The sequence below is a fragment of the Devosia sp. Leaf420 genome, from assembly GCF_001425445.1.
In the GTDB taxonomy this organism is placed as follows: domain Bacteria; phylum Pseudomonadota; class Alphaproteobacteria; order Rhizobiales; family Devosiaceae; genus Devosia.
Genome location: NZ_LMQU01000009.1, coordinates 253015 through 276391 on the forward strand (window position 1 = coordinate 253015; position 23377 = coordinate 276391).

23 protein-coding genes are annotated in these 23377 nt (G+C 62.2%); 11 read left to right on the top strand and 12 right to left on the bottom strand.

Going from position 1 to position 23377, the window contains the following annotated elements; genetic code table 11:
• The first annotated feature begins 157 nt into the window (after positions 1-157).
• The 5 genes from ASG47_RS05780 to edd all read left to right on the top strand — a co-directional run bounded on the left by ASG47_RS05780 (position 158) and on the right by edd (position 6045).
• The gene (locus ASG47_RS05780; protein ID WP_061908080.1) at positions 158-805 is read left to right on the top strand and encodes a DUF2161 domain-containing phosphodiesterase; all 648 of its coding nucleotides are present in this window, start codon (positions 158-160) and stop codon (positions 803-805) included.
• A gap of 170 nt (positions 806-975) precedes the next feature.
• Positions 976-1917 (top strand): BadF/BadG/BcrA/BcrD ATPase family protein, encoded by a 942-nt coding sequence (locus ASG47_RS05785; RefSeq protein ID WP_061907779.1) that lies wholly within the window; start codon positions 976-978, stop codon positions 1915-1917.
• Between the two features lie 12 nt (positions 1918-1929).
• Entirely contained in the window at positions 1930-3414 is a 1485-nt protein-coding gene (gene zwf, locus ASG47_RS05790) for a glucose-6-phosphate dehydrogenase (RefSeq protein ID WP_061907780.1), read from the top strand.
• Positions 3411-4106 (top strand): 6-phosphogluconolactonase, encoded by a 696-nt coding sequence (gene pgl / locus ASG47_RS05795; RefSeq protein ID WP_061907781.1) that lies wholly within the window; start codon positions 3411-3413, stop codon positions 4104-4106. The genes zwf and pgl overlap by 4 nt, the downstream gene beginning before the upstream one ends.
• A gap of 124 nt (positions 4107-4230) precedes the next feature.
• Positions 4231-6045: a phosphogluconate dehydratase gene (edd, locus tag ASG47_RS05800; RefSeq protein ID WP_061908081.1), complete on the top strand. Its 1815-nt coding sequence runs from the start codon at positions 4231-4233 to the stop codon at positions 6043-6045.
• Between the two features lie 92 nt (positions 6046-6137).
• On the opposite strand, the gene ASG47_RS05805 is transcribed toward edd, so the two are convergent.
• Positions 6138-7286, bottom strand: coding sequence for a citrate synthase (locus tag ASG47_RS05805; RefSeq protein WP_061907782.1), 1149 nt, complete (start codon positions 7284-7286; stop codon positions 6138-6140).
• Between the two features lie 84 nt (positions 7287-7370).
• Between ASG47_RS05805 and ASG47_RS05810 the strand changes: the two genes are divergently transcribed.
• Entirely contained in the window at positions 7371-8438 is a 1068-nt protein-coding gene (locus tag ASG47_RS05810) for a citrate synthase (protein WP_061907783.1), read from the top strand.
• Here the strand turns inward: ASG47_RS05810 and ASG47_RS05815 are convergent.
• From ASG47_RS05815 to mutL, 3 genes are read right to left on the bottom strand one after another with little or no spacing between them, the layout of a single operon-like run.
• A complete protein-coding gene (locus ASG47_RS05815; RefSeq protein ID WP_061907784.1) occupies positions 8435-9973 on the bottom strand; it encodes a VOC family protein in 1539 nt (512 codons plus the stop codon). The genes ASG47_RS05810 and ASG47_RS05815 overlap by 4 nt on opposite strands.
• On the bottom strand, positions 9970-10476 hold the full coding sequence (locus ASG47_RS05820; protein WP_061907785.1) for a metallophosphoesterase family protein: 507 nt from the start codon (positions 10474-10476) through the stop codon (positions 9970-9972). Before ASG47_RS05820 ends, ASG47_RS05815 begins: the two co-directional genes overlap by 4 nt.
• Positions 10476-12296, bottom strand: a complete 1821-nt coding sequence (mutL, locus tag ASG47_RS05825; protein WP_061907786.1) for a DNA mismatch repair endonuclease MutL — start codon at positions 12294-12296, stop codon at positions 10476-10478. Before mutL ends, ASG47_RS05820 begins: the two co-directional genes overlap by 1 nt.
• A 109-nt stretch (positions 12297-12405) precedes the next feature.
• Here mutL and ASG47_RS05830 point away from each other — a divergent pair, with 109 nt between their 5' ends.
• Positions 12406-12855, top strand: a complete 450-nt coding sequence (locus ASG47_RS05830; RefSeq protein ID WP_061907787.1) for a nucleoside deaminase — start codon at positions 12406-12408, stop codon at positions 12853-12855.
• 4 nt (positions 12856-12859) lie between these two features.
• Here ASG47_RS05830 and ASG47_RS21055 read toward each other — a convergent pair whose 3' ends face one another.
• Positions 12860-13567, bottom strand: coding sequence for a LuxR C-terminal-related transcriptional regulator (locus ASG47_RS21055; RefSeq protein WP_156464002.1), 708 nt, complete (start codon positions 13565-13567; stop codon positions 12860-12862).
• A gap of 98 nt (positions 13568-13665) precedes the next feature.
• Between ASG47_RS21055 and ASG47_RS05840 the strand changes: the two genes are divergently transcribed.
• Positions 13666-14112 carry a helix-turn-helix transcriptional regulator gene (locus ASG47_RS05840; protein ID WP_156464003.1) on the top strand — a complete coding sequence of 149 codons (447 nt, stop codon included), beginning with the start codon at positions 13666-13668 and terminating at the stop codon, positions 14110-14112.
• Positions 14113-14212: 100 nt separating this feature from the next.
• On the opposite strand, the gene ASG47_RS05845 is transcribed toward ASG47_RS05840, so the two are convergent.
• The 4 genes from ASG47_RS05845 to ASG47_RS05860 form a co-directional block, all read right to left on the bottom strand.
• The gene (locus tag ASG47_RS05845) at positions 14213-15091 is read right to left on the bottom strand and encodes a patatin-like phospholipase family protein (RefSeq protein ID WP_061907790.1); all 879 of its coding nucleotides are present in this window, start codon (positions 15089-15091) and stop codon (positions 14213-14215) included.
• A gap of 142 nt (positions 15092-15233) precedes the next feature.
• Complete coding sequence (gene purD / locus ASG47_RS05850) at positions 15234-16505, bottom strand: phosphoribosylamine--glycine ligase (RefSeq protein ID WP_061907791.1); 1272 nt, start codon at positions 16503-16505, stop codon at positions 15234-15236.
• Positions 16506-16577: 72 nt separating this feature from the next.
• Positions 16578-17948, bottom strand: coding sequence for a glutamate--cysteine ligase (locus tag ASG47_RS05855; RefSeq protein WP_061907792.1), 1371 nt, complete (start codon positions 17946-17948; stop codon positions 16578-16580).
• Between the two features lie 75 nt (positions 17949-18023).
• A complete protein-coding gene (locus ASG47_RS05860; protein WP_061907793.1) occupies positions 18024-18773 on the bottom strand; it encodes a 16S rRNA (uracil(1498)-N(3))-methyltransferase in 750 nt (249 codons plus the stop codon).
• Positions 18774-18894: 121 nt separating this feature from the next.
• Here ASG47_RS05860 and ubiA point away from each other — a divergent pair, with 121 nt between their 5' ends.
• Complete coding sequence (ubiA, locus tag ASG47_RS05865; protein WP_082511623.1) at positions 18895-19824, top strand: 4-hydroxybenzoate octaprenyltransferase; 930 nt, start codon at positions 18895-18897, stop codon at positions 19822-19824.
• A 264-nt stretch (positions 19825-20088) separates the two neighbouring features.
• On the opposite strand, the gene ASG47_RS05870 is transcribed toward ubiA, so the two are convergent.
• Positions 20089-20604 (bottom strand): DUF6101 family protein, encoded by a 516-nt coding sequence (locus tag ASG47_RS05870; RefSeq protein ID WP_156352083.1) that lies wholly within the window; start codon positions 20602-20604, stop codon positions 20089-20091.
• Between the two features lie 271 nt (positions 20605-20875).
• Here ASG47_RS05870 and ASG47_RS05875 point away from each other — a divergent pair, with 271 nt between their 5' ends.
• Together ASG47_RS05875 and ASG47_RS05880 are read left to right on the top strand one after the other, a co-directional pair.
• Positions 20876-21730: a 3'(2'),5'-bisphosphate nucleotidase CysQ gene (locus ASG47_RS05875; protein WP_082511596.1), complete on the top strand. Its 855-nt coding sequence runs from the start codon at positions 20876-20878 to the stop codon at positions 21728-21730.
• Between the two features lie 3 nt (positions 21731-21733).
• Positions 21734-21973, top strand: a complete 240-nt coding sequence (locus ASG47_RS05880; protein ID WP_061907796.1) for a DUF4170 domain-containing protein — start codon at positions 21734-21736, stop codon at positions 21971-21973.
• Here ASG47_RS05880 and ASG47_RS05885 read toward each other — a convergent pair whose 3' ends face one another.
• Together ASG47_RS05885 and ASG47_RS05890 are read right to left on the bottom strand one after the other, a co-directional pair.
• Positions 21974-23137 carry a glycosyltransferase gene (locus ASG47_RS05885; protein ID WP_061907797.1) on the bottom strand — a complete coding sequence of 388 codons (1164 nt, stop codon included), beginning with the start codon at positions 23135-23137 and terminating at the stop codon, positions 21974-21976.
• Positions 23134-23355 (bottom strand): DUF2093 domain-containing protein, encoded by a 222-nt coding sequence (locus tag ASG47_RS05890; RefSeq protein ID WP_061907798.1) that lies wholly within the window; start codon positions 23353-23355, stop codon positions 23134-23136. The genes ASG47_RS05885 and ASG47_RS05890 overlap by 4 nt, the downstream gene beginning before the upstream one ends.
• Positions 23356-23377 lie beyond the last annotated feature (22 nt).

The following is a 23377-nucleotide window of genomic DNA, read 5'->3' on the forward strand; positions in this document are numbered from 1 at the left end:
GCCGCCGCCACCAGCGCGGCAGCAAGACGTCTCAAAACCATTTGCGGGGCCGAGATGTTCCCGGGTTTCGTGAAATGGATGGAGGTAAGCCGGCTGCTGTTCTGAGTGAGAGACTCAGTTAGATGAGGCTCAAACGCATATGGATATGAACGCGCCCATGGCCGAAACCGACCTCTATCTGCCGCTCAAAGCCTTTATGGAAAGCGCGGGATATGTGGTCAAGGGCGAGGTCAATGGATGCGATCTGGTCGGGGTGACCAATGACGATCCGCCAGTGATCGTCGTTTGCGAAATGAAGCTGGCCTTCAATCTCGAGCTTGTCATGCAGGCGGTGCAGCGCGCGACCTATACCGATGAAGTGTGGCTCGCGGCGCGGGCGGCGAAAACAGCGAAGGGGCGCGAGCACGATGCGCGTTTTCGCAATCTCTGCCGGCGGCTGGGCTTTGGGATGCTGACGGTTTCCGAGGCTGGAGCGGTCAATGTCGTGGTGGCGCCCTTTGCGGTGACGCCACGCAAGGATGCCAAGAAGCGATCGCGCCTTCTTGACGAACACAAGCGGCGCATCGGTGATCCGCAAAAGGGCGGGGGACGCGGCAAGCCGATCATGACCGCCTATCGGCAAGACTGCATCCTCTGCGCCACGGCACTTTTGAGCGGGTCGCAGAGCCCGAAACAATTGAAGCCACTCGTGGCGCGGGCCGCAACGATTCTGCGGAGCAATGTCTATGGCTGGTTCGTGCGGGAAAGCCGGGGCATCTATGGCCTGACCGATCTCGGCCGGGCCGCGGTGCAGCCGCAGGAATAATCGGACCGCAGCGATGAGAAGGTGGTCGTTTTTCTGCCTTATACTACTTTCGTCTTAGCTTCTTTCGCACTATGGTCCGCGCGAAACTGACACCTTAGGGTGTGGCCGCTTCGGGTGAACGCCGCTTCGCGCCGAATCAAGCAGCCCCATCCCTTTCACGGAGAAACCGCGTGGCCCGATATTATCTTGGCGTTGACGGCGGTGGCACCAATTGCCGCGTGCGTTTGGCCGACGAAAATCTGGTGACGCTGGCCGAAGTGAAGAACGGCCGTTCCAATCTGCAGATCGACGATGGTGAACCGGCCTATAAGGCGATCCTCGACGGTACCCGCGATGTGTTCAAAGCGGCCGGGATCGACTATGCCGAGACCGCCAATACCTATGCCTGCTTCGGCATGGCGGGTGGGCGTATGGATACGGCGCGGGCCGAGTTCGCCGCGCGCGCTTGGCCCTTTGCCGGCGTCACAGTTTACGACGATATCGACATTGCCCATGCCGGCGCGCTTGCGGGCGGCGAAGGCGGGGTCGTTATCATCGGCACCGGCTCTGCTGCCATGTCGATCGTTGGCGGCAAGCGCTATCAGGCTGGCGGCTGGGGCTTTCATATCGGCGACCAGATGTCGGGCGCGATTCTTGGCCGGGAACTGGCGCGCTATGCCGTCGAGGCAGAAGACGGTCTCGTCGAAGGCTCGCCGCTGACCGAAGCGGTGGTAGCTGCGCTGGGCGGCGATAATCAGGCCGTGATGACCTGGTCTTTTGCCACCGAAATGGATTTAAAACTCTTGAGCCGCGATGACAGCGAAGGGTGCGATGACGCCCTGATCGGCCGCGCGCCCGGCGAGTTCGGCAAACTCATGCCGCTCTGGTTCGAACATCTAGAGCGGAACGATCCAGTCGCGCTCAAATTGCTCGATATCCAGATGAGCTATATCGACACCTATGTGCGCTGGTTCAAATCGCACGATGCCAAGGTGATGGCCATTGTTGGTGGCCTTGGGCAGCGGCTCTTTCCGCGCCTCACCGAACGCTATGGTGACTTTGTCGCCCTGCCGCAATTCGAGCCCCTGCATGGCGCGGTCATCCTCGCCAAGCAAAATGTCGCTTCAAACTAGGGACCTTGCCCCGTGTCCAGCCGTATCATCCCCGTCCAGCCCTTTGACTATGTGGTGTTTGGCGCCACGGGTGACCTGACCAAGCGCAAGCTCGTTCCTGCGCTCTATCACCGCTTCAAGGACGGCCAGTTCGACGAACAGAGCCGCATCATCGGCGCGTCGCGCTCAAAGCTGACCGAAGCCGATTTCCAGACGTCCGTTCGCGATGCGATCAGCCAGTTCGTCGAAAAGGAATATCAGGACGCAGCGACCATCGAGCGCTTCGTCAAGATCTGCACCTACGTGCCGGTTGATGCCTCGAAGCCCGAGGAATCGGGCGATCTCGGCAAGGCGCTGCGCAATGATCCAAAGATCGTGCGCGCCTTTTACCTCGCCGTGGCGCCGGACCTGTTCGAGCCGATCGCCGAATATCTGGCGGCCAAGAAGCTTTATCGCCGCGACGCGCGCGTCGTGATCGAAAAGCCGCTCGGCCACGATCTCACCTCGTCCAAGGCAATCAACGACGGCGTGGCCAAGATCTTCAAGGAAGATCAGGTCTATCGCATCGACCATTATCTCGGCAAAGAGACGGTGCAGAACCTCCTGGCCCTGCGCTTTGCCAATACGCTCTTCGAGCCAGTCTGGAATTCGGCCCATATCGACCACGTTCAGTTGACCGTGGCCGAAAGCGTCGGCGCCGGTACGCGCGGCTATTATGACGAGAGCGGCGCGCTCCGCGACATGATCCAGAACCACATGCTGCAGCTTCTCTGCCTTGTGGCCATGGAGCCCCCGGCTTCGGACGAAGCCAATGCGCTGCGCGACGAAAAGCTGAAGGTGCTGCGGGCGCTGCGGCCGATCGTCAATGGCGAAGTCGCCAAATCGACCGTGCGCGGCCAGTATCGCGGCGTGTCCTCGGAAGCGACTTCGGTTGCCGGCTATCAGGACGAACTGCCGGAAGAAAAGAAGGGCAGCCGCACCGAGACCTTCGTGGCGCTCAAGGCCAATATCGACAACTGGCGCTGGGCCGGCGTGCCGTTTTATCTCCGCACCGGCAAGCGCATGGCCGAGCGTGTCTCGGAAATCTGCATCCAGTTCAAGCCCATTCCACACTCGATCTTCGACCATGCCGAGGGCGCGCCCAAGCCCAACAAGCTGATCATGCGCCTCCAACCCAATGAGGGCGTCAAGCTCCTCATGATGATCAAGGATCCAGGGCCCGGCGGCATGCGCCTCCGCGAAGTGCCGCTCAACCTCTCCTTTGCCGAGACTTTTGCCGAGCGTACGCCGGAGGCCTATGAGCGCCTCCTGATGGACGTGGTGCGCGGTAGCCAGACGCTGTTCATGCGTCGCGACGAATTGGAAGCGGCCTGGATGTGGGTCGATCCGATCCGCGAAGCCTGGGATCGCTCGAGCGAGCCGCCGCAGACCTATACGGCCGGCACCTGGGGCCCGAGCGGCGCCGTGGCGCTGATCGAGCGCGATGGCCGCTCCTGGTATGAGGGTGCGCTCTCGTGACCCTCGATCGCCGCACCTTTGCCGACCGGCCGACCCTCGCCAAGGAATTGGCGGAAGCCGTAGCCGATCGCATTCGCACCGCGATTGCCGAGCGCGGCGAGGCGGCGATTGCCGTCAGTGGTGGTTCGACGCCCGGTAAGTTCTTCATGGCGCTGGGTAAGTTCAGGGACATCGACTGGACAAAGGTCATCGTGACCTTGGTCGATGAACGCTGGGTCGACGAAACCAGCGATCGTTCCAATGCGCTGCTGGTCAACGAGAAGATGCTGCAAGGCCCGGCGGCCGTCGCCCGGTTCGTGCCGCTATATTCGGGTGGCGACGAGCCGACGTCCGATGCCGTGGCCAAGACCAATGCACTCGTCGGCGCGCTGCCAAAGCCTTTTGCCGCCGTGATCCTCGGCATGGGCAATGACGGACATACGGCGAGCTTTTTTCCGGGCGGCGATACGCTTGACGAAGCGCTGACGGCAACGGGCCCGACCCTTGCTATTCACGCGCCGGGCGCGGGCGAACCGCGCATCACCTTTACCCTGCCGCGCCTTTTGGAAACCGATGGCCTCTATCTTCACATCGAGGGAGAGGAAAAGGCCACGGTGCTCGAAAAGGCGCTCGGCGACGGACCGGTCGACGAGATGCCGATCCGCGCTGTGCTGCGCTCGGGCGCGCCGCTTTCAGTTTACTGGTCTCCTTGAGCCCCTGGGGCGGTCCCCAATCGACCGCTCCGGCCGCGCCTGGTGGCTAGTCATCGTTGCAAGGCTTCTCCGCGCCAGCGGCCCCCCCCTTTGGCGCGTCCTTGCCCTATATGGAGAAATGACCATGACCGTCCGCCAGGCCATCAAGGACGTGACCGACCGCATTGCGGCCCGCAGCCAGGATACGCGCCGCGACTATCTCGCGCGCATCGAGTCAGCCCGGGAAGCAGGCGTGCATCGCTCGAGCCTTTCCTGCGGCAACCTGGCCCACGCCTTTGCCGCATGCGCGCCCTCGGAAAAGGCTGCGCTGGCCGGAAACAAGACGCTGAACCTCGGCATCGTCACGAGCTACAACGACATGCTCTCGGCGCATCAGCCCTACCAATTCTATCCCGACATCATCAAGGAAGCGGCGCGTGAAATGGGCGCGACGGCCCAGGTGGCGGGCGGCGTGCCGGCCATGTGCGACGGGGTAACCCAGGGCCAGCCGGGCATGGATTTGAGCCTCTTCTCGCGCGATGTGATTGCCATGGCAACGGCCATCGCGCTCTCGCACAATATGTTCGATGCCGGCGTCTATCTCGGGATTTGCGACAAGATCGTGCCCGGCCTCGTCATCGGCGCGCTGACCTTTGGGCACTTGCCGGCTGTGTTCGTGCCTGCAGGCCCGATGCCGTCAGGCATTCCCAATGACGAAAAGGCAAAAGTTCGCCAGCTTTATGCCGAGGGCAAGGTTGGCCGGGCCGAACTGCTCGAAGCCGAAAGCAAGTCCTACCATTCGGCGGGTACCTGCACCTTCTATGGCACGGCGAATTCGAACCAGATGCTCATGGAAATCATGGGCCTGCATCTGCCCGGCGCGAGCTTTGTCAATCCGGGTACGCCGCTGCGCGATGCGCTGACGCGCGAGGCGACCAAGCGGGCGCTGTCGCTGACGGCGCAGGGCAATGAATATACGCCGATCGGCCACATCGTCGATGAAAAGGCCATCGTCAACGGGCTGGTCGGCCTTCATGCGACGGGCGGCTCGACCAATCACACCATGCACCTGATCGCCATGGCTGCGGCAGCGGGCCTGCAGGTGACCTGGGACGATATGAGCGACCTGTCGGATGCGACCCCACTCCTGGCGCGCGTCTATCCCAATGGCGTTGCTGACGTGAACCATTTCCACGCCGCGGGCGGCATGGGCTTCATGATCCGCGAATTGCTCGAGGGCGGGTATCTCCACGAAGACGTCAAGACCGTCTGGGGTGCGGGGCTGTCCAATTACAGTGTCGAAGCCAAGTTGATCGAAAACAAGCTCGCTTTCGAACCGGCGCCGGCCGAAAGCGCGCTGCCCAAGGTTTTGACCAGCGTCAAGACGCCGTTCCAGCAGACGGGTGGTTTGAAACTTCTGACCGGCAATCTCGGCCGCTCGGTGATCAAGGTCTCCGCGGTCAAGCCGGAGCATCGCGTGGTCGAAGCGCCGGCGCGCGTGTTCCATAGCCAGGATGGCATGCAGGCGGCGTTCAAGGCGGGCGAACTGACTGGTGATTTCATCGCTGTTGTGCGCTTTTCGGGCCCCAAGGCGCTCGGCATGCCGGAATTGCACAAGCTGACACCATCGCTCGGCATTTTGCAGGATCGCGGCTTCAAGGTCGCCCTTTTGACGGACGGCCGCATGTCGGGCGCGTCGGGCAAGGTGCCGGCGGCGATCCACATGACCCCGGAAGCCGTCGATGGCGGCCCGATCAGCAAGATCCGCGATGGCGACATGATCCGGCTCGATGCCAATGAAGGCACGCTGACTTTCCTCGGCGACGAGAAGGAATTCTTCTCGCGCACCCCGGCCTTGGAAGACCTGCGGCCGCAGCATTTTGGCATGGGCCGGGAGTTGTTTGCCGGGTTCCGGAGTCTGGTTGGTGTGGCCGATCGTGGAGCGAGTGTATTCGGCTGAGGCTGAATAACCCCCACCTAACCTCCCCCTGGTAGGGGGAGGGATCTATCGAGTTTGCCGAGATTTTTGGGAGCCCCGATTCACTCCTCCCCCTAGAGGGGGAGGTTGGGTGGGGGTGTCGGCACGCCCACATACCGCGCCCTTGGCCTGATCAGCGCGCCGGTTTCGATCTGCTCCAGCGCATGGGCCAGCCAGCCGACGCTGCGCGCCAGCGCGAAGATTTGCAGCGGGGCGTCTTCGGGGAGATCGCAGGTCGCGACTAAGGCGGAGAGGGCGAAGTCGATATTCGGCTTTTCGCCGCTCATGGCTTCGCCGACCTTGGCGAGTTCTGCAAAGAGTTTTGGGACTTCGAACGTCGCCATTAGTGCTGGTGCGCGGATGTCGTGGTCAGGATAAAGCCGGTGGCCGAAGCAGGGCAGGGGGCGGCCTTGGCGGAGGAGGCTCGAAATCGTGGCCTCGACGCCGTGGCGCTTGGCGTCACGGACGAGGGCGCCCATGCTGAGGCTGGCGGTGCCGTGGAGGGGACCAGATAAAGCTGCGAGGCCTGAAAGGACCGCGGCGGCCAAAGGTGCGCCGGTTGAGGCTGTGACGCGGGCGGCAAAGGTCGAGGCGTTGAGTTCGTGTTCGGCCAAGAGGACGAGGGCGCAGCGGAGGCTGTTTGCGGCGTCGGGGCGCTGCCATTGCATAGCGAGGCGCTCGTGGACTGGACCGGAACGGGCGCCGGTAATGGCCGAAGCGACGAGCGACACGACGAGGGTCGCGTCCTTGATCAAGACGCTGCGGGCGCGACCGATGGGCGGCATTTGCGTGGCGGCGAGTTCGGCGATCTGTCGATAGGCCGCGATCAGGCCGGCGCTGCTGCCGCTGCTGGTGATGGCGGCGAAGTCGATGGGGCCGGACGTGTTCCAGAGTAACGCCGCCATGTCCTCGAGCGTGGCGGATTTGGCGAGTGCGGCGACGTCCTTACCGCGAATATAAAAGTGTCCATTGGCGACCGTTGAGATCGCCGTTTCGAGGACTGGCTCGCCCCAGGCGATGCTTTCGGCGGCGACGGTCGTTGCGGGGCGGCGGCCTTTTTGGCGCGCGGCGAGACGCTCGACATCGTCCTGACGATAAAGGCTGCGACGAGGATCATCGGGATCAGGACGCGCGGCGATGCGGCCGCGGCTGACATTGGCGTAGAGCGTCTGCGGCTTGGTGCCGAGTAGACTCAGGGCTTGATCGGCCGATATCCAGCTCATGGGGCCTCACATTGATCAATTGCGTCAAGATTGACGTCAATCTTGATAAGGCCAATCTATCGTCAAAGACGAAGGAGACGCAACATGTCTGGATTGGATGATGTCATTGCCGCTGAGACGACGCTTTCAGAGGTCGACGGGCTGAATGGCCGCCTGGTAATTTGCGGATATACCCTGGAGGAGCTGGCTGGGCACAAGTCATGGGAGGACGTGCTGGGTTTGCTTGGCGGCGACCTGCTGCCGGGCGCGACACTGAAATCCAAACTGGGCATGGCGCGGTTGCGCGCCTTTGCGGAGGTGGCCTGGATCGATGATGGCATCCTGGCGCTGTCGATCACCGAGGGGCTACGTGCGCTGATGGCGCGGCTGCCGGATGGCGAGGATGCGGCAACGGCGCTGCTCTTGGCGGCGGCGCCTGCCGTGTTCGTGCCAGCTTTAGTGCGGCGCAAAGCGGGGAGGGCGGCGATTGCGCCGAACCCGGAATTTGGTCATGCTGCCGATATGCTGGCCATGCTCAATGGTGCGGCGCCGAGCAAGGAGGCCGCCGCGGCGCTCGATGCCTATCTCGTGACCGTTTCGGATCATGGGCTCAATGCCTCGACCTTTGCGGCGCGGGTCGTCGCTTCGACGCGGGCGGGCTACACGTCGGCGGTCTTGGCGGCGCTCGGCGCGCTTAAAGGGCCGCTGCATGGCGGGGCGCCGGGGCCGGTGCTCGACATGCTTGATGCTGTGGGAACACCTGGCAATGCAGAGGCTTGGCTCTCAGCCGAACTGACGCGCGGCGAACGGTTGATGGGTTTTGGTCACCGGATCTATCGTGTGCGCGATCCCCGCGCAGATGCGCTCAAGGCCGCATTGGCGCGGTTGGGCGCAGCGGGCGGGATGGATGCCGGGCGGCTGGCGCTGGCCGAAGCGGTGGAGCGCGAGGCGTTGAAGCTGCTCAAGGCCAGGAAGCCCGATCGCGTGCTCGAAACCAATGTCGAGTTTTTCACGGCGTTGCTGCTCGAAGCACTGGGCTTTCCGCGCGAGGCGTTTACGGGCGTCTTCGCTGCTGGTCGTGTCGGCGGCTGGCTCGCCCATGGCCATGAGCAGGTGGAGAAGGGACGCTTGATCCGGCCGCAGTCGCGCTATGTCGGGCCCAAGGCGGCTTAGGCTGAAAGCCAATTCCCAAACGCTGGCGCGTCCTCGTCACTGAGGTCGTGGCCCGCGGCGATAAGGCGAACCTCGACAGTTGCGCCATTGTTACGAAGCGCGTCAGCGAGTCTTTCGCCCTGAGGGCGGAAGGCATCGGTCTCGCCGAGGAGAATGAGGACGCTGGTGCCGGTGAGGTCGGTCTCCGGCACCGCGTCCAGCACCATGACGGGGCGGATCAGGACGGCGCGACGGACGACGCCGGGATGGAGAAAGAGGGCGGCGCCGAGGAGATTGGCGCCGTTGGAATAGCCAAGGGCCACGGTCTTTTCCGGCTCGAGGCGATAGGTGCTGCGGATTTCTTGGAAGAAGGCATCGAGGGCGCGGGATTCGAAACGGATATCCTTCTGGTCAAAGATCGAGGGGCCAAAGCTGCGGAACCAGCGCTGCACGCCGCTTTCGGTCGAGCGACCACGGAGGCCGAGGAGAGTCGCCTTCGGCGCGGCCCGGTGCGCGAGCGGCATGAGGTCGGTTTCGTCGCCCCCGGTGCCATGGAGGAGAGCGATGGTGGTGCCGTCTGCATCCTCGGGCGTGAAGAAACGGTGCTTGTAGATGAGGTCGCGATAAACGGTGCGCTCTTCGCCGGGCAGGCCGAACTGCGGCAGCATGACTTCCATCGCTTCTGGATCGGGCGTGTTGGGCGGCATGAAGAGCGTGTGGCCGAGTTTTTCGAGCGTTTCGTCGAGCGTGAAGCCGGGTCCGTCGCTGGCCATTTCGATCAGAACATTGCCGGGCTCGCGGACGTAGAGCGAAGTGAAATATTGCCGGTCGTGGAAATTGGTCAGGCTCGAATTGAGTTTTTGCAATTCGGTCGCGGTGGCTTCGACTGCTGCAGCGTCGCTGGCGCGGAGAGCGACGTGGTCGGCGGTGCCGGTGCCCGGTGCGCCAGGCCAGAAGCCGGCGGCGTCGCGGATGTCGAGGACATCGCCCACGTCAGAGACGAGGCGCTGGATCGGGCCTTCGACGGGGCCGGAGCGGAAGCCGAAATGGCGGGTGAGGAAGGCCGTGGTTTCTTCCTGCACTTCGGAGAGGAGCGTCACCCCGCGTATGCGGCGGATGGCGTGTTCGGCGGGGATATCGGTTGCAGGCATGGTCAGTGCGGGCAGATTGGCGCTGACGAGTTTGACGATGACGCCATCGGGATCGCGAAGACGGAGGACGGTCTCGCCGAATTCCTGGCTTGTCCCGTCGACCTTGACCTGATGGGTAAGGGCGCGTTCGAGCCAATAGCCGATCGAACCGGGGGCGATGGCGAGCGCGAGTTCGCTGACCTGGCCGGCGCCGGCCTGGCCCGTTGAGCCGCCCTGCCAGACGAGGAAGGTGATGAGCGAGCCGGGGCTGGCGGCATAGTCGCCATAAAACAGATGAAGCTGGCGCGCGTCTTCATAGCCGCCGGTGCGCTTGACGAGGCGGAGGCCGAGGAAGCCGACATAGAAGTCGACATTGGCCTGGACGTCGCCAGTGATCAGGGTGACGTGGTGAATACCTGAGGTCATGTCTTTGCCTTGCGGCGCGGCCGCGCGATGACGTCTTCGATACTCTGCGGACGGAGGTCCTGCGCGTCGACGCCGACATCGAACTGGCGCGGGATAGGCGTCAGCTTGCCATGGGAATGGCCGTGGAGATTGATCGACTTCTTGCCCATCTTGTTCCAGGTGCGGAAGGGATAGTGGCAGATGACGAAGAGCTGCCCGTCGATGGTAAGCTCGACATAATGCTGGATGCTAGCCCAGCCTTTCGCATCAAGCGTTGTTTGCGGATCGTTGTTGCCGATGATCAGGTGCTTCGTGCCGTTGAGCTGGGCGAGGAGCGCTTCGACCTCTTCGGTGGTGCCGCGCGCGAAGTCGCCGAGGTGCCAGACCTCGTCATCCGGCGCGACGACGGCATTCCAATTGGCGATCAGCGCTGCGTCATGCTCGGGCATGTTGGCGAAGGGGCGACGGTCGATGCGGAGGACGCGGGGATCAGCGAAATGATTGTCGCTCGTGAACCAGAGCATCAGCGGCTGCGCCCGAAAAGGCGTTCTATGTCGCCCTTTTTCAGTTCCACATAGGTGGGGCGCCCGTGGATGCACTGGCCGGAATGGGGCGTTGCTTCCATGTCGCGGAGAAGGGCGTTCATTTCGTCGACGCGGAGGCGGCGGCCGGAGCGCACCGAGCCGTGGCAGGCCATGCGGCCGATAATGGCTTCCATCCGGTCGCTGAGCGCGGCGGTACTGTCCCATTCGGCGAGGCCATCGGCGAGATCGCCGACAAGCCCGGAAATATCGGTATTGCCGAGGAGGGCCGGCGTCTCGCGCACGGCGATGGCGCGGGGGCCGAAGCGGTCGAGATAGAGGCCGAAGCGTTCGAGTTCGGGGGCAGCCTCTTCGAGACGGGCACAGTCTTCTTCAGGCAGTTCGACGATGACCGGGATCAGTTGCGCCTGGCTGGCGACCGGGCCGGAGGCCATCTGGGCCTTGAAGCGCTCATAGACCAGGCGCTCATGGGCGGCGTGCTGATCGACGAGGAGGAGGCCCTTGTCGCTCTGGGCGATGATGTAATTGTCGAACATCTGCGCGCGGGCGGTGCCGAGGGGATAATCGACCGGTTCGGCGGGTTCGATGACGGTTTCGACGCGGCCGCTGGGGGCGGTGAAGCCCGAGAGGCGGCCAGGGGCGCGGTCGAGATAGAGCGGGGCGGCCTCGGCGCGATAGCTATAGCTCGTTGCGCGTGGTGCATCGTTGAAGCCGGTCGCGGGTTCGTAGACCGGAGCGGGAGCCTCGGCCATTTCCGGTGCGGTAAAGGCGCCCAGAATGTCTTCGGCAACGCTTGTGGATGCCTTGAACCCTGCGGCGGCCAGCGCCGTGCCGATGGCACGGATGACGGCGCCACGAATGGCGCCTTGATCCTGGAAGCGCAGTTCGGCCTTAGCGGGGTGAACATTGACGTCGACCGCGCCGGGGTCGACGGCGAGATAGAGCGCGACGACCGGGAAACGATCGCGGAAGACATAATCGGCATAGGCGGCGCGAATGGCGCCGACCAGCACCTTGTCGCGCACCGAGCGGCCGTTGACGAAGTAGAACTGGGAGAGCGAATTGGCACGCGTATAGGTGGGGAGCCCGGCAAGCCCCGCGACGACGACGCCGTGGCGGGCCATGGCGAGGGGCACGGCATTGTCGATGAAATCGCCGCCCATGACTTGGCCGAGGCGGGCGGCGAGGGCGCCTTCGCCTGTGACGGCCGGCCAGTTTGATGGATTGCGATCGCTGCCCTCGAGGATGAAGTGGATCTCGGGATTGGCCATGGCGAGGCGCTTGACCACATCGGTGATCGCGGCCGTTTCCGAGCGGGCGCTCTTGAGGAATTTCCGGCGGGCAGGAATGAGCGCGAAGATATCGCGGACTTCGATGACGGTGCCGCGATTCATCGCCTGCGGCACGGGGCCCGAGCGGCGACCATTATCGACTGTGATGATGAGGCCAGACTCGGCGTCGGCGGGACGCGAGGCGACGGTGAGGCGGGCGACCGAACCGATCGAGGCGAGGGCTTCGCCGCGAAAGCCAAGGGTGCGGATATCGTCGAGATCGTCGGCCGAGAGTTTGGACGTCGCGTGCCGCTCGACCGAGAGGAGAAGATCGGTCCGGTCCATGCCGTGGCCGTCATCGGTAATGCGGATGAGATCGATGCCGCCGCCCGCTGTGGCGATGACGATGCGGCGCGCGCCGGCATCGATGGAATTTTCCACCAGTTCCTTGACGACACTCGCCGGTCGCTCGACCACTTCGCCGGCAGCGATGCGGTTGATCAGGTCTTCTGGAAGCTGGCGAATGGGCAAGGGCGATTCTCCTTGAGGCCAATATAGGGAAAGCCGCGGCACTTTCCGACCCGCATCAGGATTTGTGCCCATTCTTGCTCGGCGACAGCTTGCGGGCTAGTGAAAGGCCATGATCCCGCCTCTCTCACCCATGGACCTTGCGCTCTCGCTTGCCGAAGAAGCAGCGGCGCATGGCGAAGCGCCTGTAGGGGCAGTGGTGATGGAGGGGGAGCGAGTACTCGCGACGGCGCGTAACCGGATGCAGGCGCTGCGTGATCCCACGGCCCATGCCGAGATGATGGCGATCCGGGAAGCCCTAGAGGTGCGGGGCACGGGGCGGCTCGATGGGTGCGATCTCTATGTGACGCTCGAGCCCTGCGCCATGTGTGCGGGCGCTATCGCGCATGCGCGAGTGCGGCGGGTCTATTTTGCGGCTGAGGACACCAAGGCTGGGGCTGTCGAGAATGGCATTCGGCTTTTCGAGCAGCAGACTTGCCACCACCGGCCGGAGGTCATCGGCGGGGTGTCTGCGTCGCGGGCTGAGACGCTGCTGACGGACTTTTTTAAAAAACTTCGCTGACCGCTCAAAACATGCGGTGGCGGACGGCTTCGGCAACCGTGTGGGCGCGATTCTTGGTGCCGAGCTTTTCCGCGACATTATCGACGTGTTGGTTGACCGTGCGGGCGGAGAGGCCCAGGCGTTCCGCAATCTCGATAGAGGTGAGCCCTTCGGCACTGAGGCCGATCACCTCGCGCTCGCGTGGCGTCAGCGGCTCGGGCGCGGTCACGATGCCCATGCGCCGATCCCGCCGCACATGGGCGAAGAGCGTGTAAACGATCATCTGCAAGGCGGCCTTATGCCGCTCGTCGAGCTCGGTATCGCCACAGAAACCGGCGACGCCGACCACTTCATTATTGTGGCTCACCGGGATCATGGTGAAATCGACGAGATCCATGCGCCGCGCATAGCCCAGTAGCGGATCGTTGGGATCGCCGAAACGATCAAGGCTCATGCGCTGTACCGGTGAGCGCGCCATGATGCCCTGCAGATAGGATGTCGACTGCCGCAAGCCGCTTGAGAGATAATCTTTCCACCAATCGAGCCGCCGTGAATCGCTATCGAGAACATGGACCACGGCAAGGTGCCGCTCGCCATATTCGACGAGAAACGTGCTGCGAAAGCCGAAGTCGCGCGCCAGCCGTCCGGCGATTTCGACAAAATCGCTGTCGGTGCGGGCGGCGGCCAAGGCGGTCAAATAGGGTTCGGCAAGAGCGAGCATTGCTTCCCACACCAGAGTCTCGTCGAAAATCGATATAACACAGGATGATACGATTCTTGGATGGAAATGCCTATTTTACTGACGAGATTTCTCCCATTGGAATAATCCACATGTCAAAATTGCCAATGGCAGATGTCACAGTGGCATTCCTGACAATTTTCACGATCGTCCCCAAGCGCTATCATCACGGCACGTTTTGGTCTTGCCCTGGGATCGAAGAGATGTCCGCCCTCGACATCACTCTGGACTATCAGGACGCGTGCGATGAGCGCGCCCCTGCACATTTTCGACAGTTGACGCGCGATGAGTTTTCCATCGCGGAAGCGCTGGCAGGTGGCCGGTCTCTGCCTGAAATCGCGCTCTTGCGAGACGTGTCGATCGACGAATTGACGGCCGACATCGACCGGATCTTCGGCAAGCTCGGTGTAGCGACCCTCGCGCATATGCTGCTGCTCTTTGCCGAAATGCCGGCCATGCCGCCGCGGGCGGATGTCGTCTATGTCGAGGATCTAGGGATGGCCTATGGGTTCGGCGCGCCATCGCGTCGGCTTGAATAGGGTCCCGGAAAAGTTTGGGCCGGGTGTTCGTACAGCACCGGACCTGATTGGAGAGGCGTGTCGCGCTAGCGCATTCCCAGGCGCGCCTCTCCTCTAGTCTTCAGCGCCGCGCGCTCCCGATCGGCTCCACCTTATTCTGGATATAGGCCTCGATCTTGCGGGTCAGAATGTGTTTGAAGCGGTCTTTCTCCGTTTCCACATGGGTGAGCATTTCCCGCACGCGCCAGAATTCCATGGCGCCGAAGCTGGCCACATGCGGGCGAATATAAATGTCCGGCGGATAGGCGGCCATCGAATGCGCGATCAGTGAATGCATCATGATCTGCGCTGAGCCGAACCAGATATCGAGCGGGCGATGGTCGGTCTTGGAAATGCCGGCTGAAGGGTCGCCATTGACGTCGATGCCGATGAGGAAATCCGTGCCGATATCGGCCTGATCGAGCGGCAGCGGATTGACCACGGCCCCATCGACGAGGATGTGATTGCCGTGAATCACGGGCTTGAAAATGCTCGGCATGGAGATCGAGCCGGCAATGGCCGGGCGTAGCGGCCCGGAGTTGAACACCACCTGATGCCAGGATTGGAAATCCGTCGCGACCACATAGAGCGGGATCTTGAGTTCGCTGAACTCATTGGGAAAACTCGGCGGCGTGAAGGCATCGACGATGTGCATCGGATCGAGCTGCATCGAGATGCCATTGCGGAGGAGACCGCCGAGCCCCTTCATCTGCGTCGACCAGAGCCGTGTCGCGATGGTGCGGAGCGTGCCCAGCACGTCGTAGGAATGCTCGCGCAGTTCCTTACCGGTCATCCCGGCGGCCCAACCTGAGCCGATCAGTGCGCCGATCGAGGTGCCCGAGATCACGGAGGGCCGAAGGCCAAGTTCGTCCATGGCCTCGATATAGGGAATATGGGTCAGCCCGCGCGCCGAGCCGCCACCTAAGGCGACGCCGATGCGGGGGCCGGAAATCGTTGTCATTCCGCCTCGCTCCCTTCCCTTGGAGCGCAGCCGTTCAACCAAAGCCTTGCCGCGCAATTGCAACGGGGTAGGCGGGCGTTCGGGCGGCGTCTCGTCGAAGACGGTCCGCAAGGAGCTTAGGACGGTAAGATTGAAGAATGGTTCAGGCTTCGCGGGCGGCCTGACGCCATCCAATGTCGCTCCGGGCAAAGCCTTCGGGCCAATCAATCGCGTGAACGCCTTGGTAAGCACGGCCTTGCGCCTCTTTCACCGATGAGCCCAGCGCGGTGACATTCAGCACGCGCCCGCCATTGGCAATTAAACGCTCCCCTTCACGCTTCGTTCCGGCGTGAAAGACCGTCAGGTCATCGGTGTCGAGGCGATCGACGCCACGGATTTCGCTGCCTTTTTCGTAGGAGCCGGGATAGCCCTTTGCCGCCATGATGACGGTCAAGGCATAGGCGTCCTTCCAGACGATGTGCTGGCCTTTCAGGGCCCCTTTGGCGGTCGCTAGCAGCAGCGGCAGCAGGTCGCTGTCCATGCGCATCATCATGACCTGGGTTTCAGGATCGCCGAAGCGCGCATTGTATTCGACGAGTTTGGGGCCTTCGTCGGTGAGCATGAGACCGGCATAGAGGACGCCCTGATAGGGTGTGCCACGCTTGGCGAGGCCCTTTGCCGTCGGCTCGACGATCCGGGTCATGGCAAAGTGAAAATCTTCCTCGCTCATGACGGGCGCGGGCGAATAGGCGCCCATGCCGCCGGTATTGGGGCCGGTATCGCCATCATGGGCCCGCTTGTGGTCCTGGGCCGTGGTCAGCGGTAGCAGCGTTTCGCCGTCGCATAGGACGAAAAGGCTGACTTCTTCGCCCTCCATGAAATCTTCGATGACGACGGCGGTGCCGGATTCCCCGAAGGCGCCGGAGAAACAATCGATAATGGCTTCTTCGGCCTCTTCGACGCTCATGGCGACCGTCACGCCTTTGCCCGCAGCAAGACCATCGGCCTTGATTACGATCGGTGCGCCCTGGGTGTAGATATAGGCCAGGGCTGAGGCTTCATCTTCGAAGCGCGCATAGGCGGCAGTCGGGATGTCGAATTCGTCGCAAAGGGCTTTGGTAAAGCTCTTCGAGCCTTCGAGCTGGCCGGCGGCTTTCGAGGGGCAGAAGCAAGTGATCCCGGCGGTACGGACATCATCGCCGAGCCCGGCGACCACCTGGGCATCGGGGCCGACGACGACGAAATCCACGTTTTGAGATTTGGCGAAGGCGATGACGGCGGCGTGGTCGATAATGTCGAGGGCGACATTTTCCGCGACATTGGCGGTGCCGCCATTGCCGGGGGCGCAATAGAGCTTGGTCAGGAGCGGCGACTGGGCAATTTTCCAGGCGAGAGCATGTTCACGTCCACCCGAACCGATGACCAAAACCCGCATTCTCGCCTCCACGCTCTTGCTGCGGGCGTGATGCAGGAAAGTGGCCGGGAGGGCAAGGAATTCCTGCCTTCGCTACATTTCCGCTTCAGAAAAGACCGGTGTCACATCCTGATTCCACGCGCCGCGGAATTTTTCGAGCCATCGCTCTGCGGGGGCTTTGCCGGTGCGGATGGTTTCTTCGAGCGGCGCGAGGTGGATGGTTTCGTCCTGGCCGGTAGCGTTAAGGCGGTTGCGGCGGACGAGGCCGGCTTCGGAAATGCCGACGGCTTGGGCGGCGACGTCGAAAATACTCGACCGATCGAAAGCGGTGGAGAGGCCCGTGCGCGGCACTTCGCGGCGGAGATAGTCGCGGTCTTCATCGCTCCAGTTGCGGACCAATTCCCAAGCCGCCTCGAGCGAGACGCTATCGTAGAGAAGGCCGGTCCAGAAAGCAGAGAGCGCGACAACATGGGCTTCATCGCCCATATCGGCGCCGCGCATTTCGAGGAATTGCTTGAGGCGCACTTCCGGGAAAAGGGTCGAAAGGTGATCTTCCCAATCCTTGATCGTCGGCTTTTCGCCGGGGAGCTGCGGCAGTTCACCCTTCAAAAAGGCGCGGAAACTTTCGCCGGCGACGTTGACGTATTCGCCATTGCGAATGACAAAATACATCGGCACGTCGAGCGCATGGTCGGCATATTGCTCGAAGCCAAAACCTTCATCGAAGGCGAAGGGCAGCATGCCGGTGCGGGCATTGTCGGTGTTGAGCCAGATATGGCTGCGGAAACTGAGATAGCCAGTATCGCGGCCATCGGCGAAGGGCGAATTGGCAAAGAGCGCAGTGGCGATCGGTTGCAGCGCAACCGAGACGCGCAGCTTCTTGACCATGTCGGCTTCGCTCGAAAAATCGAGATTGGTCTGGACCGTGCAGGAGCGGTACATCATCGACGTACCGAGACTGCCGACCTTGTCCATATAGGGCGTCATGATGCCATAACGCGACTTGGGCATGGCCGGAATGTCCTTGACTGCCCAGAGCGGGGTGACGCCAAGGCCAAGGAAATGAATATCGAGCGGGGCCGCGACCTTTTTGGCGACGCGCATATGCTCGGCCATTTCGTCGGCGGTCTCATGCAGCGTCGCCATCGGCGCGCCGGAGAGTTCGAACTGGCCGCCGGGCTCGAGCGAAATTCCACCGGCGACGGCGTCATTGCGGAGGCCAATCGGGTTTTCGCCATCATAAAACGGCGTCCAACCGGTTTCTTTTTCGACGCCATCGAGCAGAGCGCGAACGCCGTTCGGACCTTCATAGGTCACGGGGCGCAGCGGATTGGTGTGAAAGACGTGCTTTTCGTGCTCGGTGCCGATGCGCCATTCCGCTTCCGGCTTGGCACCGCGCGACATGGCCTCGATGAGGTCGGCCCGCGATTCGATCAGTGGCGAAAAACTATCGGCGCCGGCCATGGCATCCTCGTTGCATAAGTGAGGCTTAAACTGGGCCGGCAAGATAGCGAGCGCAAGCCGGAATGCAATCGGCTTTTATCGCCAATCACCGATGGTCGATTGGATGACCGCGAGGGCCGCGACGGCAGCCGTGTCGGCGCGCAGGATTCGGGGGCCAAGGCTGATCGGAGTGACGAAGGGGAGCGACAGAAGTTTTTCGCGCTCCGACGGTGAGAAACCGCCTTCGGGGCCGATGAGCAGACCGAATTTTTGGGCCTTGAGACCCTGCAGCGTTTCAAGCGGGGAGGCCGAGGCTGCGGCCTCGTCGGCGAAAATCAGCTGACGGTCAGTATGCTCGGTTGGCCAATCGGAAAGAAGCCGCTCGAGCGTAATCTCGGGGGCAATTTCGGGCACGTTGAGCACTTCGCATTGCTCGGCCGCCTCGATGGCATTGGCATGGAGCCGATCGGTCTTGAGGCGGTGGACCTGGGTGAATTGGGTCATCACGGGCTGGATGGTGCCGGTGCCCATTTCCACAGCCTTTTGGATAACATAGTCGAGCCGCTCGTTTTTGAGCGGGGCAAAGCCATACCAAAGGTCGAGGCGCGGCGGCTGCGTCGCAATCTGTTCCACGCAGTTGAGGGCGACAGACTTTTTCGAATCAGACATCAGCCGACAGAGCCAAGCACCATCACGTCCGTTGAAGAGGACGACCTCGTCGCCCACGGCCTTGCGAAGAACGGCCGCGAGATAAAGCGACTGGTCCTTGTTGAGCGTGATGGCGCCAGATTGGACGAGGTCGGCGTCGACATAGAGGCGGGGCAGGGTGGCGTGGGTGCGTGGCATTTCTTCCTTCGGGCATGGCCAAGCCACGCCCTCGTCCTTCGACTAGCTCAGGATGAGGTCTACTTTGTCTCAAGCGTTTAGAGTAGACCTCGTGGCGAGTCGAACCATGAGGCTTGGCAAGATGTCCGAGATCCATTCCGCCCCAGTCGCCGATGCCCAGAAGGATAATTGGGTGGATCGCTATGCGCCGGCCATTGCCAAACCTTATCTGCGCCTCGCGCGGTGGGATCGGCCGATCGGGGTCTGGCTGCTGTTCTGGCCCTGCATCTGGGGCCTGGCCTTGGCGGCGGTCGCCCAGCCAGATTGGGGCTTTGGTTGGTACCATGCCATTTTGATGCTGATCGGCGCGGGGCTGATGCGCGGGGCGGGGTGCACGTTCAATGACATCGTCGATCGCGACATCGACGATAAGGTGGCGCGCACACGATCGCGGCCAATTCCATCCGGGCAGGTGACGGCCAAGGAGGCGCTGGCTTTCCTTGTGGCGCAGGCGCTTTTGGGTGCGATTATCCTGTTTCAATTCAACCGCTTTACGGTTTGGGCGGGTGTCGCGTCCCTGGTGCTGGTCGCCATTTATCCCTTTATGAAGCGGATCACCTGGTGGCCGCAGCTTTTCTTGGGGTTGGCCTTTTCCTATGGCGCATTGGTGGGTTGGTCGAGCCAGACCGGTGGCCTCGCCTGGCCCGCCGTGCTGCTTTATCTAGGCACGATCCTTTGGGTAATCGGCTACGACACGATCTATGCACTGCAAGATGTCGAAGACGATGCGCTGGTCGGCGTCAAATCCACAGCCAGGCTTTTTGGAAAGAATGTGCGCCCGGCTGCTGCGGTGCTTTACATCGCGGCATTCTTGCTCTGGCAGGCAGCGAACCTGCAAGCTGGCGGTGGCGCGATTTTCGTGGCGCTTTCGCTGGTCGCGGGCGGCTTGATGGCCTGGCAGGTTTATACGCTCGATCCTCAAAACTTAGGCAATCCGCTCCTGCGGTTTCAGAACAACCACTATGTCGGGATCGCCATTTCTCTTGCGCTGATGGCGGAATGGGCGTGGTAGCCGCGCGGTATCGCAACCGCGGACTGTCATCCCCGCAAAGGCCGGGATCAATCTTGAGATTTCGGGATGGGCCCCGGATCAAGTCCGGGGTGACGGCCGCGGATGAGGGACTTCAACAATCCGTCGTGCCTCAGTGCCGGCGACGGCGTTCAAACAAGTGACCAAAAACCAAAACCGCCAAAAGGACCAGCCGCACCACCAGCTGATCCCGTCGACGTGCCCTTGGAGGGGGATTCGTTCGTTGCGCCGGTTAGGCGCAGACGATTAATTGACTTCGGCTTCGCCGGGCTTGCGGCGGTTGAGGAAGCGGGGGCGGCGAGCGGCGTCGGCGGCGAGCTTGCGGCGCGGTGCCGTCTGTCCGACCATGACGCCATCGACCTGCTGGCTATAGGGGAGATAAGCGCCATCGCCGGCCTTGATGAAGAGCGGCAGGCGGAGCTTCTTGCCCCAGTTCTGCCATTCGGCGACGACGTTGTGATTGCCCTCTTCTTCGAAGACCTTGTAGGTCAGCTCACCATCGGGATGAACCAGTTCGATCGCGCTCGTCAGCAGCCCTTCTTCTGAAATTCTTGTGGCAACGGCGACACCGATGAATTCGGTGACCGGAACCTTGATCTTGATCGCGACACCGCTCTGTTCAAGCTGTTTGCGCACGGTCACTGTCTTGACGGGATCGCGCGGCCCATTGTCGTTCGCCGCAATGAAGCGGCGTTCCGCCAGTGCAGGCTTGCCGAAAGCAAGAACGACTGACGATCCTTCCATCGCTACGCCATGAACCATTTTGATGCCTTCCTGTAACTTCGAGAGCTGTTTTTTGCGCTCCGTTTGTGAGGGCAATCTAGCGCGTCGGATTACCAGCCGCCTTAATGGGTTCGGTTAAGTTTATGTTGTTTTCAGCGGTGGTTAGCGGGATCTTGCAGTAGGTCATGATGAGTTTACCCAATCGGATCGCAGCTTGTTTACCTCAACTGTGGCCGGTCTTCGCCAATCAAGAGGGGACCATGATCCCCCGGGCCTTGTCCGAAAGTCGTAGGAGGCATAAAAGCCGCGCATGCCGGCCTTTGCCCCCCCTTATGAAGACGATCTCGAATTGCTCCGCGCCACTGCCGTTTCGGCGGGCATTATTGCTGCGGGCTATTTTCGGCGCGATATAAAGAGCTGGAACAAGGAAAACGCCTCGCCGGTGAGCGAAGCCGATATCGTCGTCGATCGCTATCTGGCGGCGAGCCTTCTCAATGCGCGGCCCAATTATGGCTGGCTGAGCGAAGAAACTGCGGACAATCCCAGCCGGCTCGATTGCGATCGGGTCTTCGTGGTCGATCCAATCGACGGCACGCGAGCCTTTTTGCGCGGCGAGGATTGCTGGACCATTTGCATCGCGGTGGTCGAAAAAGGCATTCCGGTCGCGGGCGTCGTTTATGCGCCGGCGCGCGACGAGATGTATGAAGCAAGCCTTGGCGGTGGGGCGAGGCTCAATGGTGTGGAGCTCGTGCGGAACCGTCGCGCAGGATCTGCGCCGCTCATTCCCGCGCCGGGTGCCGTGCATCAGGAATTGCAGGCGGCCGGGCTCAATTATACGCGCGGACCAATGTTTCCCTCGCTCGCCTATCGGCTGATCCAGGTCGCGACCGGCAAACTCGATGCGGCCGTGGCGCGGCGGGGCAGCCAGGATTGGGATATTGCGGCCGCCGCCGTGATCCTGAGCGAATGCGGGCTAGACTTCGCCGATGTGTGCACCGGGTTCCCACAATTTAACAGACGAGATGTGCGCCATGGTGCGCTTGCGGCGCTCAGCGACATGAGCCTAAAACCCCTCGTCCACGCGGCTTTGATCACGGTTTACGGCTGTCCCGCCGAGCCGATGGGCGAGGCCGAACACATTTCCTCAACCTCGATGGACTCTTGAGCGATGGCTGAAGCGACTGAAAAACAACTCCTCCACCTGGTGATCGGCGGCGAACTGTCGAGCATCGACGGCATCACCTTTGCCGATCTCGACAAGGTCGACATCGTGGGCCTCTATCCCAATTATGCGTCGGCGCTGGTCGCCTGGAAGCAGAAGGCGCAGATGACTGTCGATAGCGCGCAGACGCGCTATTTCATCGTGCACCTGCATCGCCTGCTCGATCCGCAGACACCCGCTGCCTGATCAGGCAGCCTGACGATCGGTAATCTCGGCGACGATCTTGTCCATCGCGCCGGGATTGCCAATTCGAATATGGCCCATCTGGGCCAGATGCCGGCGCTTGGTTTCGTTGAGCAAAAGCTCGCGCAGGGCCTCCGCCACCTCTTCCGGTTTTGCTTCCGTCACCTTGCGCGCATCGCCAAAAAGGTTTTGCTCGTCGGTAAAGCGCGAGCGCCTGTCGCGCGGATTGATGAAGGTGATGGCGGGACGTCCGAGGCCGAGCGACTGTATCGTCGCGGTGCCGGCCTGGCTGAGGACGATATCTGAATCGAGCACCAGATTGCCCATGGCGACGCCGCGGGCCATGTGGACGGTCAGGTTGCCATCGCTCAGTTCACCGAGATCATCGGATTCGGTGCTGAGGAGCGCAGTGCGCCGCAGGCTTGCTGCCTTGGCCAATTCTTCGACATTGACGCTGCCGGCAACGGCAAGAAAAACGTCGGGACGTTCTTCCTCGGGGAGAAGGCGAAGCGCGCCGACCTGAATGGCAAAGCTCTCCGCGGTCAGCGCGCGGCTGCCGGGCAGGAGCGTGACGGCCATGGGGCGCCTGCGACGGGTAGCAACGTCATAATCGCCATATGGAATGGCATCCATCATGATATTGCCGACAGCGCGAGCGTCCACGCCTTCGGTCTTGAGGCGATCGGCGAGGTTTGCCGCGCGGCAAAAGACGGTTCGGCAGCTTTTCTTGATGGCCCAGGCTTCGCCGGATGAATAAAGCCGGGCGGCGCCGGTCTTATAGACATCGAGATAGATAAGATCGCGCAGGCCCATGGCGAGAGCAGCGATGACGCCCACCATGTCGCCGACGACGATGGTCTTGTCATAATGGCCGCGCACGGAGCGCAGGAATTTGAGAGCCGGCGGCACGGTGAGAAGTCCACCAGTGACGATGTCGCGGCGGAGCGAGCCTTTGACATTGCGCCAGCCTTCGGAGGCGAGCGTGGCGCGCGGGCCGACGACGCGGCAGGCGCCTTCATAGGCCTTGCCGCTGCCGATCATGGGATAGGCTTCCACCTGGGCGGATTGGGAGAGGCGCTTGACGAGCGCTGCCCCGATGGCGTCTTCGCCGTGCCCATTGGAAATAACGAGGTAGCGCTGACGCGTCGCCGCCTCTGTCACGATCACTTGCCTCTGCCGGAGCGGAGGAACGCTTCGTGCGCGGTGGTCGCGTCGACATAGGGCTCTTGCCGGTCGACGCTCCAATAAGTCAGCTCATCGAGCGCAATGGGTTTGCCGGTTATGGCGCAGCGGACGAACGTGCCTTGTTTGATCACGACATAATCGCCATCGAGGTAACGGACGCTCGCCTCGGAGGGCGTAAACCCCTTGTCGAAGATATTCACCGCCGGGCTCCTTCTAATGACT